This is a genomic window from uncultured Marixanthomonas sp. (genome assembly GCF_963974425.1).
Classification (GTDB): Bacteria; Bacteroidota; Bacteroidia; order Flavobacteriales; family Flavobacteriaceae; genus Marixanthomonas.
Genome location: NZ_CAXBCK010000001.1, coordinates 158696 through 173710 on the forward strand (window position 1 = coordinate 158696; position 15015 = coordinate 173710).

Here is a 15015-nt window from a genome sequence, read left to right on the forward strand (position 1 = left end):
TTAAGTGGGAATTTGCAATAAAATAGACGTGCCTTTTAAATGTGCACTTTGTATGGTTAGTTTAGAGTGAATTATTTTGGCGCGTTCCAATAGGGTTTTCATGCCCAAACTCTCACCATTGTTAAGTTTTTCTGAATACTCAAAACCATTTCCATTATCTTTAATAAGTGCTTCAATGGTTTTTCCTTTTCGATGTATGTTTACTGAAGCTGCTTTGGCTTCGGCGTGTTTTACCATATTGTTGAGTACTTCTTGTATAATTCTATATAAATGCAATGATTGATCTTGGTTTAGAACTCCATCAATGTTTTCAATTTCATTGGTGAAGAAAATATTCGTATTCGCATCAACCTCGTTTATCATCGTTTCAATGGCTTTGGTGACACCTAACTTTTCAAGGGTTGCTGGATGCAAACCTCTGGAAATGCTTCTAAGTTCTTCCAGTGTATTTCCTGCTAACGACTCCATATCGGCATCGCCTGTCGTTTTTGTCCTTTTGGTAAGTAGCATTAATTTTTGTCCCACACTATCATGAAGTTCCCGTGCCACGCGGGTTCGTTCCTCTTCTTGTGTTTTTATTAAATCTTGTAAAAATCGTTCTTGCAGTTTCTGTCGTTTTTTAACTGCAGACCGGGAACGTGCCAACAAGACTACTCCAAAAAGTCCTAACAATCCTATACCTCCAAAAAGCAACCATTGGTTTTTAAGCCTATTTTCGGCATCGAGCAACGCAATGTCACTTTGTTGCACTTCTATTTGTGAATCCCTTTTTTCAGTTTCATACAAGGTTTGATAATAACTTAACCCTTTAACTTTTTGCACGTTTGAAATGGAATCTTTTATCCTCTCGTATGCTTTAAAATGTTGATATGCTTGAGAGCTATTATCCTGTGCTTCATATACATCAACCAAAAATTTTTCGGCATTCATAACATTTTCAAAATCGGAAGTTTTCCTGTTCATCTCTAGGTGCTCTTTCCCGTACTGCAACGCTTTTGAATAGTTTCCTTTGGCAAACCAAACGTTTTTTAAAGCCTCAATATAATCTACTTTGTTTTGTTGATTTTCATTAAATTTTAATATTTCTTCTAGTTCTTGTAAATACCTTTCTGCAAGAACAATGCTACCTTGCTGTGCATAAGCAACACTAAGATGTGAGCACAAAATTGAATTGTAAAAACTTGAATTAGAAGAGTTATCTGATATTTTTTTTGCCATCAACAGATTTTCAATTCTGCTTTTGGTTTGATTTTGTTTTTTGGCATCGGTTGCCGCATTAACATAAAATGAAATTAAATGTGTTTTGCTATTAATTACTTTCGCTAACTTAATTGCTTCGTCACGTTCTTTTTTGGCTTCATCAAAAAAACCATTTTGGCTATATAATATAGAGAGTGAGTTTTTAGCACTTATTATATTGAAAGTGTCTTTTGATTGTCTAAATATTCTAATTGATTCTTGTAAGCCTTGTGAACTTTCAGCAAAGTATCCCATTTGGCTTTGCGTGCCCGCTTTGTACATCATTGCAAGACCCAGTAATTTTTTTTCTTCTGCACGTTTTGCAAAAACTTCTGTAGTATCATAGTATTTAATAGCCCGCTCATATTGTTTTAAAAAATAGTGGCTGTCGCCTATATTTAAATACAGTTTCGCCTTTGTTTTATTGTTTTGTAGTAAAAAAGCTTGTTCGCTGAATTTTTTATATTTCTGCAACGCTTTTTCAGGGTTTGTTTTCCTGTTATTTAAATAATCCATCCAATTTGAAAGCTGATAGATGGCAATATTCAATGAATCTATTTGTACTGCAAATTCAATAGTTTCCTGTAAAATTGAATCGGGTTCTCGTTTGGTTTCAAAAAAAATAAAGTTGGACAAACTGTCCATCCACTTCAATTTTTTTGCTTTTTCTGAAGTGTTTATTTTTTGAGTAAGTTCATTTATCGTAATATCGGTTTCTTGAGCAGATACCGACAGACATACTATACATAGTAGAAGAAGTAAAAGTTGTTTCATGGGGAACGCCATTACTTGTGTAAATATACTTATTTTAGCAAAAAATTATGGCAAAAACAAAAACGACTTTTTTCTGTCAAAACTGCGGCGCACAATATTCCAAATGGCAAGGAAAGTGTACGTCTTGTGGCGAATGGAATACCATCGCCGAGGAAGTTATTCAAAAAGCTGAAAAGGTAACCTGGAAACCGGCTTCAGCTATCGCAAAAAGAGCAGCTCGACCCTTACGCATTTCTGAAATATCTAACGTTTCAGAAGCAAGAATGAACACAAAAAACAACGAGCTTAACCGTGTATTAGGGGGTGGTTTGGTTCCTGGTTCTCTAACGTTATTGGGTGGTGAGCCTGGAATTGGAAAAAGTACGTTAATGCTTCAAGTAGCGTTACAATTACCTTATAAAACGCTCTATGTTTCAGGCGAAGAAAGCGCGCAACAGATTAAAATGCGAGCCGAACGCATACAACCGGTTTCGGAAAATTGCTACATTCTTACCGAAACAAAAACACAGAATATCTTCCGAAATATTGAAGAAACCGAACCTGATATCGTAGTAATCGATTCTATTCAAACACTACACACAGACCATATTGAAAGTAGTGCCGGAAGTATTTCCCAAATACGAGAAACCACTACCGAGCTTATAAAGTTCGCTAAAGAAACTGCCACACCTGTTATTTTAATTGGTCATATTACCAAAGACGGAAACATTGCCGGACCTAAAATTTTAGAACATATGGTCGATACCGTTCTACAATTTGAAGGTGACCGAAATCATGTGTACAGAATTCTTCGTGCTCAAAAAAATCGTTTCGGAAGTACAAACGAATTAGGGATATACGAAATGCAAGGCAGTGGACTTAGAGAAGTCTCTAATCCTTCAGAAATATTAATTTCTAAAAATCAAGAAGACCTCAGTGGAACAGCTATTTCAGCGACATTAGAAGGAATGCGTCCGTTGATGATTGAAATACAAGCCTTAGTTAGTTCTGCCGTTTACGGAACACCACAACGTAGCGCAACTGGTTATAATTCGAAACGATTGAACATGCTATTAGCCGTTCTAGAAAAACGTGCTGGCTTTAAATTGGGAGCTAAAGATGTATTTTTAAATGTTACTGGCGGAATTTCGGTAGACGATCCGGCTATTGATTTGGCAGTAGTTGCCGCCGTGCTATCTTCTAATATTGATGTTGCGATTGACAAATCATTATGTTTTGCTGCCGAAGTTGGTCTAGCAGGTGAAGTACGTCCCGTTACCCGAGTAGAACAACGTATTCTGGAAGCCGAAAAGTTAGGTTTTGGCAGCATCATTGTTTCCAAACACTGCAAATTTCCGAAGCAAAAATTTACGATAAACATTATTAAGGTAGCAAAAGTACATGATGTGGTCCGGCATCTGTTTGGCTAATTTTTGGTACAGTTTCTGCACAGTATCAGGTAGCTATGAAAATAAAAATATTCGCTATTGCAACATTCCTTATAACAATGGGTTGCAAACAAATACAAAAAGCAACCGATGTCGTTACACAACCTACTGCTAGAGAAGTGTACGAACGTGATTTCGATGATGAAAACTTACAATTTTCTTTATGGAAAAACACCTACAATCGAGCGCTTAACGACAGTTTAAAAATTAAGCTTCCTTATACTGAGACGGGAGTTTTCAATGCTAGAAATAATCCTATTTATAGTTATTTAGTTTCTGTGCAAGAAGGAGAAAAACTCATTGTTTCTACTGAAATGGAAACGGATTCTCTTTCGGTTTTTATCGATCTATTTCAGAAGAAAAACGATTCTGTATTTCAAGAAAAACCAAAAATAAGTAATGAGCCAAATACGGCATCAATAACCTATGAAAACACAAAAAATGAAACCATAAAAGTTATTATTCAGCCAGAAATACTAGCAAACACTTCTTTTTCTTTTAAAATTTATTCTGTTCCCACCTATGGTTTTCCAGTGAGCGGTGCCACAAACAAAAACATACAAAGTTTTTGGGGAGCCACTCGAGATGGCGGAAAACGCTCCCACGAAGGGGTCGATATTTTTGCTGAACGAGGAACACCTATTTTAGCGGTAACCGATGGCCGAATTTCATCTACAGGCAACCGTGGATTAGGTGGAAAGCAAGTTTGGTTACGCGATGGAATTTTTGGTAGTTCCATTTATTATGCTCACTTAGACAGTATTGCAACCTCTAGCGGAAAGCGTGTAAAAAAAGGTGATACCTTGGGCTTTGTGGGTAATACCGGAAACGCAAGAACCACTGCACCACATTTACATTTCGGAATTTACAAAGGCTATTCTGGAGCTATTAATCCATTGCCTTTTATTAAAACACAAGACATCCCTAAAATTAAAAATAATAACACAAATATCTTCGGAAAAGTAACTCGAAACAATGCCGAATTGCGATTAGGCTCCTCCACCAAATTTCAGCAAATAGCTAGTTTGGAAAAAAACGATTCAGTTTCAATTCTTGGAAAGAACAATAGTTGGTATCACATTCAGAAAAACGATTCGTTAAAAGGATTTATGCATCAATCGTTACTGAAACCCGCTGTCTCAAATTAACACTTCTTTAGGCTGTAAAATAAAACAGACACGGTATCTTTAAGATTCAATCTTAAAAACGCACCGCATGTCATTCTTTTCAAAAATTAAACAAACCATCTCGCTTTTAAAAGATGTCGATCTCGATGCTTTGGGCAAATTATCGCAAAAAGTAGATTTACCTGAGGTCATGACTGCGGTTGGCCAATTAGATGACCGCCAACTAAGAGGGTTGATGAAAATGCTGAAAAGCCAAGGTAAAAAAGGGCAGCACAATTTGCCGCCTATTGATGGTGATTTTTACAATCTAAGCTTAAAATTGACCGAAAGGCAGCGTGAAATACAAATAAAAGTGCGTCAGTTTATGGAAAAAGAGGTAAAGCCCATTGCCAATGAATATTGGAATAAAGCTGAATTTCCTTTTGAAATAATCCCTAAAATGGCCGAATTGGACATCTGCGGTATCGCCTATGAAGGCATTGGCCCCGACGAACAAAGCTTTTTAATGGAAGGGATTATTGCCATGGAATTAGCGCGTGTTGATGTATCCATATCTACCTTTTTTGGTGTGCACAGTGGCCTCGCGATGGGTTCTATTTATGTATGCGGAAGTGAAGAGCAGAAACAAGAATGGCTCCCGAAAATGCAGCGGATGGAAAAAATCGGCGCCTTTGGTTTAACCGAACCTGACGTAGGATCGGCCGTGGCTGGAGGTTTAGGAACTACTTGCAGAAAAGAGGGCGATGAGTGGGTACTTAACGGACAGAAAAAATGGATTGGGAACGCCACCTTTGCCGATGTTATTATTATTTGGGCGAGAGATGAAGAAAGTGACCGAGTTAAAGGATTTGTAGTACGAAAAGGGAACCCAGGTTTTAAAGCCGAAAAAATGGAAAACAAAATGGCGCTCCGTACCGTACAAAATGCACTAATTACGATGAAAGATTGCCGTGTCCCAGAAAGCGATCGATTACAGAAATGCGACTCTTTTAAAGACACAGCACAAGTACTGAAGATGACACGTGCTGCTGTTGCTTGGCAAGCCGTGGGCTGTGCAAGAGGCGCCTATGAAAGTGCTTTAAAGTACACTAAAAAACGTGAGCAGTTCGGGCGACCTATTGCTTCATTTCAATTAATACAAAATCATTTGGTTGAAATGGTTTCCAACTTAACCGCGATGCAAACATTGTGTTTCCGTCTGTCCGAATTACAAGATGAAGAGTTACTAACCGATGAACATGCTTCCCTTGCCAAAGTGTTTTGCAGTATGCGAACCCGTGACGTAGTGAGCCGTGCCCGCGAAGTGATGGGCGGAAACGGTATTTTACTGGAACACGATGTAGCCCGCTTTGTTGCAGATGCTGAAGCTATTTACAGTTATGAAGGTACTAAAGAAATAAACTCCCTTATTGTAGGTAGAGCGATTACTGGCTATAGTGCTTTTGTGAGTTAAAAAATTAAAATTTGGCTCTCTCTTTTTCTCGAATCCATTCAATATAATCTGTCTGCGATATATCTGAAATTCCAAGTTGTCTCATCATCATTACAACTTGTCCACGATGAAAACTTCCGTGATTAAAAACGGTCTGAATTATTTCACGTGAAGGGATTGAAAAGAGTTTTCCTTTATGCTCAAATTTAATTTCTTTTTCCAAATCTGATTTTTCTACGAATTTTTTAAAATTCTCGGAAGTAGCACGCCAAGAATCAAACAGTTGCTTGTTATTACCTAAGAAATTTAAAACATCAGACACTTTCCAATCATTTCCCTGTAAGCGAGAAAGCCACCCCATTTCTGCAAGCCAAATATGTGAAACGGTGGCACGAATAGTCGGGAAACTACCAACCAATTCTTTACTTAATAACTCTTCATTTTGTTTTAATAAATCGTTAGCCAATCTATTGTTTGCCCACATGTTATAGCTAGCGTAGTCGATATAACTTTTATTCATTTTTATCCTTTTAGATTTATGATTCAGTTATTTTTCTTTCTCAAAATTTTCTTTGGTAGAGTATAACATATAAATAAAAGACAAATAAATTTAAATATCATTTAACAACTTAGAAATTTCATCCAGTTTAGGGGTTAAAATCACTTCAATCCTACGGTTTTTGGCTTTTCCTTCAGATGTTGCGTTTGTTGCGATAGGTGCAAATTCTCCACGTCCGGCAGCTGTTAGATTATCTTTTGGTATCGAGGCGTTTTCAGTCAAAATATTGACTATTGCTGTGGCTCGTTTTGTAGAAAGATCCCAATTGTTTTTTAAAGGTCCGTTGCCGCCGTACGGCACATTATCGGTGTGACCTTCAATTAACACGGCTATTTCAGGATTTTGAGCCAACACACTTCCTAACTGAACTACCGCTTGTCTCCCTCTAGAGTTTACTGCCCAGCTTCCGCTTTCAAAAAGTAGTTTGTTTTCCATAGACACATATACTTTTCCGTCACGTTGTTCTACGGTAAGGCCGTTGCCTTCAAAATTCGTCAAAGCAGCAGAGATAGCGTCTTTTAAGGCTTTCATTTTAGCATCTTTTGCAGCAATGATCCCTTCCAATTCATCTACACGTTTAGAGCGGGCAGCTAAATCTTTTTGTAACTTGTTTAATCGTTGGCTTTCCGCTGCTAACGCACGTTCTTTTTCTTCTAATTGCGTTAAGAGCTTTCGGTTCCGTTCTAAGTTTTCAGTCAGTGCTGATGAGCTATTTGCCTCCAACGCATCATACGATTCTTGCAAACGGGCCAAGCTTTTTTCTGAAGCAGCCAAATCCATTGCCAACCGAGTATTTTCGGCTTTTAATTTTTCAATTTCTTCTCGTAACTGAGCAACGGAATGTACTTCTCCATTAGAAGAACCATCGTCTAATTGCGACATTAATGATTCGTTTTCAGATTTTAAATCGGCATAGCGATTTTTTAAATCATCATAGATTTTTGATGAAACGCAAGAAGTTGTCATTGCAGTAATAAAAATTCCGAAGAACAATTTTTTAAGCATATTCTGTATCGATTTGGTATTATTATTTTAAAATTCGAGCTCAACCAACAAAGGACAATGATCACTGTGTTTGGCTTCGGGTAATATAACGGCTCTTTTCAGGTTTTCTTGTAATGGTTTTGCCACCATATTATAATCGATACGCCATCCCTTATTATTATTGCGGGCATTGGCACGATAACTCCACCAAGTATAATTATGTGGTTCTTTGTTGAAATGACGGAAGGAGTCTATAAATCCACTATCCATAAAATTTCCTATCCATTCCCGCTCTACTGGTAAAAACCCTGAAACATTTTTATTCCTAACTGGATCGTGAATATCAATCGCTTCATGACAAATATTATAATCGCCACAAATAACCAAGTTGGGTATTTCTTCCTTTAATTGATTAATATAATTTTGAAAATCATCCATATAACCTAATTTATGTTCTAGGCGGGCAATATTGGTTCCACTAGGCAAGTACAAACTCATCACCGAAAGATTATCAAAATCTACCCGAATGTTTCTACCTTCGTAATCCATATAATCAACGCCTGTACCATAAGCTACATTATTAGGTTCAGTTTTTGAAAATATAGCGACCCCGCTATATCCTTTTTTTTGGGCACTATACCAATATTGATACGGATAACCGGCTTCGGTAATTGCATCTGTATCAACCTGCTCTTTCATCGCTTTGGTTTCTTGAATACAGATAACATCGGGGTTAGCACTCTGTATCCAGTCTAAAAATCCTTTTCTAATGGCAGCTCGAATGCCGTTTACGTTGTAGGAAATAATTTTCATAATATTCGCTGCCAAGGCAGAGGTTTCTTTATAGGTTATCAATTATTTTATGGAAGGCAAGTTAAAAATCTAAAACGCGTTAGGCAACTCTAGTTCTAAATCTTTACCATCTTAATCCGTTTAATCATGAATAAAAGAAGTTTTTAAAATTACTATATATTTCTATGGTCTATTCTCAATCAGCTAAACAATTAATTTTTACATTTGCACACAACCAATTTCAAAACAAAAACCATGTCTGCTCCTATTCCTGAACCCAAAATTTTTGCCTGTAAACAAAGTGAAACCTTAGCTACTAATATAGCTGAAGCCTTTGGTATTCCATTAGGTAAAGTAATTACCTCTACATACAGCGATGGTGAATTTCAGCCTTCTTTTGAAGAATCTGTTCGTGGAAGCCGTGTATTTATAATTGGTTCCACACACCCAAACAGTGACCATTTAATGGAAATGCTGTTAATGCTCGATGCTGCAAAAAGAGCTTCTGCAAGGCACATTACAGCAGTGTTACCATATTTTGGATGGGCTAGGCAAGATAGAAAAGACAAGCCGCGTGTACCTATTGCTGCAAAATTAGTGGCCAAAATGCTAGAAACAGCAGGAGCTACTCGGATTATCACTATGGATTTACACGCTGACCAGATTCAGGGCTTTTTTGAAAAACCAGTAGATCATCTCTTTGCTTCTACCATCTTTTTACCGCATTTAAGAAAGTTAAATTTAGATAACTTAACAATCGCCTCGCCAGATATGGGTGGTAGTAAAAGAGCGTATGCGTATTCCAAGGCACTAGAAAGCGATGTTGTTATTTGTTATAAACAACGTGAGAAAGCTAATGTAATCTCTCATATGGCATTGATTGGCGATGTAAAAGGAAAAAATGTAGTTCTAGTAGACGATATGGTAGATACCGCAGGGACCTTAACCAAAGCTGCCGACCTTATGATGGAACGTGGAGCCTTAAGTGTACGAGCCATTTGTACACACCCTATTCTGTCAGGGAATGCTTATGAACGTATTGAAAATTCGAAATTAGAAGAGTTGATTGTTACAGACTCTATTCCGTTAAGTCAAGAAAGTAAAAAAGTAAAGGTACTTACCTGCGCCAGTCTTTTTGCTGATGTCATGCTAAGTGTAAACCACAATAAAAGCATTAGTTCTAAGTTTTTAATGTAACCCCCAACAAAACAGATAGAAAAGCGGTAAAATAACCGCTTTTTTATTTTCAGTACAGAGAAAAAAACCGCATCTTTGCACTCCAAAATTTTTAATATATACTAATTTACAATTCATTACAATGAAATCAATTACAATCAAAGGATCTAAAAGAGAAAGCGTGGGCAAGAAAGCAACGAAAGCCCTACGTAATGCTGGAAAGGTTCCTTGCGTCGTGTACGGAGGGGATAGTACCATTCATTTTTCAGCAGATGAATTATCATTTCAAAACCTAGTTTACACACCCGACGTTTTTAGAGTTGAGTTAGAGTTGGCAGATGGCGATACAATTGACTGTGCTTTACAGGATATTCAATTTCACCCCGTAACAGACCAAATTCTACATATTGATTTCTATCAGTTATTCGATGGTACTCCAATAAGCATGACCATTCCGGTACGTGTTTCAGGTAACGCTGCTGGAGTTAAAAATGGTGGGGTATTACGTGTTATTAACCGTAGATTGAGAGTAAAAGCATTACCTAAAAATCTTCCAGATTTTATCGATGTTGATATTACTAATATGAAAATTGGTGATGTAAAAACTGTTGGTGATATTGAAACTGAAGATTTTGAATTCTTGCACGAAGACAAAAAAGTAATCTGCCAAGTTAGAACTTCTCGTACAGCTATCGTTGATGAAGTTGACGAAGACGAAGACGAAGAAGGAGCTGAAGGAGCTGAAGGCGAAGAAGGAACTGAAGCAACTGCTGAAGGAGGAGAAAACAAAGAAGGATCTTCTGACGAATAAACCTCTCTATCTTAAGATATACAAAAAGCATCCTATAATTTGGGATGCTTTTTTTATTTTTACTGCTGAAACATTTAATCAATGCTATCATTTTTTAAAAAGCTTTTTAGCACAACCAAAAAACAACCCTTCACAGAAGGTGATCCCATGAAAAAATTTTTAATTGCCGGATTAGGAAACATAGGTCCAAAATATCATAATACACGCCATAATATCGGTTTTAAAATTCTAGATGCTTTAGCAAAAGAACATGATTTAACCTGGGAAACAGAAAAACTAGGCGATATTACAATCCATAAAAAGAAAGGACGCACTTTTTTATTATTAAAACCCAGTACTTTTATGAACCTCAGCGGAAAAGCAGTAAGATATTGGCTGGATAAAGAAAAAATACCGCTAGAAAATTTGTTGGTAGTGACCGATGATCTAAACCTACCGTTTGGAACACTTCGAATAAAAACAAAAGGGAGTGATGGGGGTCATAATGGATTGAAAGACATACAAAACACCTTACAGACAAATAAATACAATCGATTTCGGTTTGGTATTAGTGATGAATTTAGCAAAGGCAGGCAAGTAGACTATGTTTTAGGCGAATGGGATGAAGAAGAAAATAAAAAATTACCTGAACGCTTAGAAAAAGCAACTAAAGCCATTGAATCTTTTGGGTTGGCAGGCATAAACAATACTATGAACACTTTTAACGGAAACTAAGGTGAAAGAATACAGCTCAGCTTCAAAGTATGATAATGAAAGACCTTGTGTAATAACCATCGGCACGTTTGATGGTGTTCATATTGGCCATAAAGCTATTTTAAAACGCTTGGTTCATTCCGCAGAAAAAGACAATTTAGATTCTGTTTTGCTAACTTTTTTTCCACATCCACGGATGGTGCTTCAAAAAGATTCAAACATCAAGCTCATTAATACGCTTTCAGAAAAGAAAGAACTGCTAGAAAAAACAGGCTTAGACCATTTAATAGTTCATACTTTTACTAGACAATTTTCTCGTTTAACTGCAGTAGAATACGTACGTGATATTCTGGTAAATAGCTTAAAAGCCAAAAAAGTAATTATTGGGTATGATCATCGTTTTGGCAGAAACCGTACCGCAGATATAAATGATTTAAAAGAATATGGAAAGACCTACGGTTTTGAAGTAGAAGAAATAAGTGCTCAAGAATTAGACGAGGTTGCGGTAAGCTCTACCAAAGTCCGAAAGGCATTGGAGGCAGGCGATATTAGTACGGCCAACGAATATCTAGGCTATCAATTTATGATTTCGGGAACAGTAGTGCAAGGAAAAGCCATTGGAAGAACAATAGAGTACCCGACAGCCAACCTACACCCTACTGAAGATTATAAGTTAATTCCAAAAAATGGAGTGTACGTGGTAGAAGCCACAATTAACGATAAACAAGTTTTTGGAATAACAAGTATTGGCACCAACCCAACCGTTGGAGGTAGAAAAAAAACTATTGAAACTCACTTTTTAGATTATAATCAAGACTTGTACAATCAAACTTTACAAATAGAGTTTATAACCCATATTCGTGATGAAGAAACATTTGACGGAATGGAAACTTTAAAAAAGGCTATTAAACAAGACGAATTATTTGCAAGGAATTTCCTTAAAAACCGTGAATAGATTTTTATTTAAACATATAGATAATACTGGTCTCGTATTATGGCGAGTGGTTTTTGGGGCATTAATTGCCATAGAAGGATTTGGCGCAATTGCTTCTGGTTGGGTACGACGCACCTTAGTTGAACCCAAATTTACATTCAACTTTATCGGCTTTGAGTTTTTACAACCATTACCTGGCGATTTAATGTATTGGTATTTTGCTTTAATGGGCACTTTTGGCGTTTTGGTTATGTTAGGTTACAAGTATCGGTTTAGTATGTTTTGCTACGCGCTTATGTGGAGCTGTGTCTATTTAATGCAAAAATCATCTTACAACAATCATTACTACTTAATGATGTTACTATGTTGGCTAATGGTTTTTTTACCAGCCAACCGATGGTTTTCTATCGATGCCAGACAAAACTCTGAAATTAAGTCACCATCCATGCCTAGATGGGTACTGTTAATATTGATTCTTCAAGTATGGATTGTTTATACATACGGTTCTATAGCAAAATGGTATCCTGGCTGGTTTGATGCCAGTGTACCCGCCCTTTTTATGAAAAGCAAAAGCGATTACTGGTTGGTGGGAGGATTGCTTCAGGAAAATTGGGTGCATTGGTGCATTGCATACGTTGGTATTTTGTTCGATTTATTAATTGTCCCATTATTACTTTGGAAAAGGACCCGATTGGCAGCTTTTATTGTTTCCATATTCTTTCATTTATTCAACTCAATTATATTCCAGATTGGAATATTCCCTTATATGTCCATGGCATTTGCTTTCTTTTTCTTTTCTTCGGAAATATTACAAAAACGATTTCTTCCGAAGAAAAAATTATATACCAAAGGCGAAGTCATCGTACCAAATTATAAACCAGCACTACTAACTATATTTTCCATCTATTTTATAATCCAAATAGGTTTACCGTTACGCCATTGGTTTTTTAAAGACGACGTACTCTGGACCGAAGAAGGTCACCGTTTAAGTTGGCGCATGATGCTACGTAGCAAAGCAGGTAGTTTAACCGTTTCGATAAAAGAAAAAGGAGATACAGAGAAAAAACGCTATAATTACAACTTGCTACTTAGTAAAAAACAACAACGATCTGTAAAATCTAAGCCTGATATGCTTTGGCAACTCGCACAGCGTATTAAACAAATTGAAGAAAAAAATGGAAAGAAAGATGTAGAGGTTTACATGGATTCATATATACGAGTAAACACAGGGCGTTATAACCAATTAACCAACCCAGAAATTGATATAGCCGCCCAGCCATGGCATCATTTTAAACACACTGATTGGATTTTACCTTCCCCAGATGGCTTCGCTAGGAAAAAAAATAATCTATGAATCATCAATTAATCTCAAATTCTTTACAATGGTGGGAAAAAAAACGAATTTGGTTTAATTTAACTGTTCTTAGTTTTGGCATATGGCAGATTTTTAATGAAAACCCTGATGTCTTTCGTTTTAATGATATCATATGTATTTTAATTTATGGAATAATTGCTAATATTTTCTATTCTATTGGAATACTCCTTGAATTATTAGATAATTATTATTTAAATAATTTTTTCAAGCTAGATAAGTTCAGATGGTTCTTTTTAATCTTAGGAACCATGTTCTCTATAACATATACTTTTTTTTCAATTAAAGTTCACTACAATGGACCTATGTTTTTGTGGTAATTTTATTCTGATAAGACATAGAAAATTTTAAGTAACTAAATAAATAGCCCTATATTTCTTTACAAGACAAGTAAAAACCTATAAAAAAACAACAATAAAACTTCCATTTCCCTAACTTTGCTTTCTTAAAATTTTAGGACTATGTTACAAGTACAAGAAATCCGAGAAAACAAGGATCAATTTATCAAAGCACTTGCTAAAAGAGGCATTGATGCTACTAACGATCTGGATGCGATTATTGCTGCAGACGAAACTCGTAGAAACACCCAGACTAAACTAGATGATATATTATCAAAGTCCAATAAATTTTCAAAAGAAATTGGGATGCTTTTTCAAAAAGGAGAGGCTCAAAAAGCAAACTTGTTAAAAGAAAAAACAACCCAATTAAAACAAGATTCTAAAACGCTGCAAGAGGAATTAAACACCGCGGAAGAAAAACTGCAAGAATTGTTGTACAATATTCCCAACGTGCCACATGAGAGTGTACCAGCTGGAAATGACGAAGAAGATAATGAAGAAATTTTCCGTGAATTAGACATTCCAACGCTAGAGGAAGGATCGTTACCACACTGGGAATTAGCCAAAAAATACGACCTGATCGATTTTGAATTGGGAGTAAAAGTAACTGGAGCCGGATTTCCTATTTATAAAGGAAAAGGTGCTAGGTTACAGCGTGCGTTAATCACCTATTTTTTAGATAAAAATGTTGAAGCTGGATATACCGAATATCAGGTTCCGTTGATGGTAAATGAAGATTCTGCACGTGGTACAGGTCAATTACCCGATAAAGAAGGGCAAATGTATCATATCACCAACGATGATTTGTATATGATCCCAACAGCGGAAGTTCCGGTAACCAATATGTTTCGAGGTGATTTATTAAAGCAAGACCAATTGCCAATCACATGTACTGGATATACACCCTGCTTTAGAAGAGAGGCGGGAAGTTACGGTGCCCACGTTCGTGGTTTAAACCGTTTGCATCAATTTGACAAGGTAGAATTGGTTCGCATCGAGCATCCTGATAACAGCTACAAAGCATTAGATGGGATGGTAGAACACGTAAAAGATATATTACGCGAATTAAAATTACCCTACCGAATTTTGCGTCTATGCGGAGGTGATTTAGGATTTACCGCAGCTTTGACATATGATTTTGAAGTATTTTCTACCGCTCAAGACCGTTGGCTGGAAATTTCTTCTGTATCTAACTTTGAAACCTTTCAAGCCAACCGATTGAAGCTTCGTTTTAAAGATGAAAATGGTAAAAACAATCTTGCTCACACCTTAAACGGAAGTGCTTTGGCATTACCTCGTGTATTAGCAGGAATTTTAGAAAACTACCAAACCCCTGAAGGAATTAAAATCCCTGAGG

General features: G+C 36.6%; 13 protein-coding genes. 9 read left to right on the forward strand and 4 right to left on the reverse strand.

Annotated elements, in window-relative coordinates:
- Window positions 1–2013, reverse strand: coding sequence for a histidine kinase (locus AACZ92_RS00650; protein WP_339695704.1), 2013 nt, complete (start codon window positions 2011–2013; stop codon window positions 1–3).
- 47 nt (window positions 2014–2060) lie between these two features.
- Here AACZ92_RS00650 and radA point away from each other — a divergent pair, with 47 nt between their 5' ends.
- From radA to AACZ92_RS00665, 3 genes are all read left to right on the forward strand, one after another.
- A complete protein-coding gene (gene radA, locus AACZ92_RS00655; RefSeq protein WP_339695707.1) occupies window positions 2061–3422 on the forward strand; it encodes a DNA repair protein RadA in 1362 nt (453 codons plus the stop codon).
- A 35-nt stretch (window positions 3423–3457) separates the two neighbouring features.
- Window positions 3458–4588 (forward strand): M23 family metallopeptidase, encoded by a 1131-nt coding sequence (locus AACZ92_RS00660; protein WP_339695710.1) that lies wholly within the window; start codon window positions 3458–3460, stop codon window positions 4586–4588.
- Between the two features lie 67 nt (window positions 4589–4655).
- Window positions 4656–6020, forward strand: a complete 1365-nt coding sequence (locus AACZ92_RS00665; protein WP_339695713.1) for an acyl-CoA dehydrogenase family protein — start codon at window positions 4656–4658, stop codon at window positions 6018–6020.
- A gap of 4 nt (window positions 6021–6024) precedes the next feature.
- Here AACZ92_RS00665 and AACZ92_RS00670 read toward each other — a convergent pair whose 3' ends face one another.
- The 3 genes from AACZ92_RS00670 to AACZ92_RS00680 form a co-directional block, all read right to left on the reverse strand.
- Window positions 6025–6519, reverse strand: coding sequence for a DinB family protein (locus tag AACZ92_RS00670; RefSeq protein WP_339695716.1), 495 nt, complete (start codon window positions 6517–6519; stop codon window positions 6025–6027).
- A gap of 90 nt (window positions 6520–6609) precedes the next feature.
- Window positions 6610–7563: an OmpA family protein gene (locus AACZ92_RS00675; RefSeq protein ID WP_339695718.1), complete on the reverse strand. Its 954-nt coding sequence runs from the start codon at window positions 7561–7563 to the stop codon at window positions 6610–6612.
- 27 nt (window positions 7564–7590) lie between these two features.
- Window positions 7591–8355, reverse strand: coding sequence for an exodeoxyribonuclease III (locus AACZ92_RS00680; RefSeq protein WP_339695721.1), 765 nt, complete (start codon window positions 8353–8355; stop codon window positions 7591–7593).
- Between the two features lie 234 nt (window positions 8356–8589).
- Between AACZ92_RS00680 and AACZ92_RS00685 the strand changes: the two genes are divergently transcribed.
- The 6 genes from AACZ92_RS00685 to serS all read left to right on the forward strand — a co-directional run.
- Window positions 8590–9531, forward strand: a complete 942-nt coding sequence (locus tag AACZ92_RS00685) for a ribose-phosphate pyrophosphokinase (protein ID WP_339695724.1) — start codon at window positions 8590–8592, stop codon at window positions 9529–9531.
- Between the two features lie 121 nt (window positions 9532–9652).
- On the forward strand, window positions 9653–10321 hold the full coding sequence (locus AACZ92_RS00690) for a 50S ribosomal protein L25/general stress protein Ctc (RefSeq protein WP_339695727.1): 669 nt from the start codon (window positions 9653–9655) through the stop codon (window positions 10319–10321).
- 81 nt (window positions 10322–10402) lie between these two features.
- The gene (gene pth / locus AACZ92_RS00695) at window positions 10403–11035 is read left to right on the forward strand and encodes an aminoacyl-tRNA hydrolase (RefSeq protein ID WP_339695730.1); all 633 of its coding nucleotides are present in this window, start codon (window positions 10403–10405) and stop codon (window positions 11033–11035) included.
- A gap of 1 nt (window position 11036) precedes the next feature.
- Window positions 11037–11969, forward strand: a complete 933-nt coding sequence (locus AACZ92_RS00700; protein ID WP_339695733.1) for a bifunctional riboflavin kinase/FAD synthetase — start codon at window positions 11037–11039, stop codon at window positions 11967–11969.
- Window positions 11962–13302: an HTTM domain-containing protein gene (locus AACZ92_RS00705; RefSeq protein WP_339695736.1), complete on the forward strand. Its 1341-nt coding sequence runs from the start codon at window positions 11962–11964 to the stop codon at window positions 13300–13302. Before AACZ92_RS00700 ends, AACZ92_RS00705 begins: the two co-directional genes overlap by 8 nt.
- A 479-nt stretch (window positions 13303–13781) precedes the next feature.
- Window positions 13782–15015, forward strand: a 1234-nt coding sequence (gene serS, locus AACZ92_RS00710) for a serine--tRNA ligase (protein ID WP_339695739.1), incomplete at its 3' end; no start/stop codon positions are given.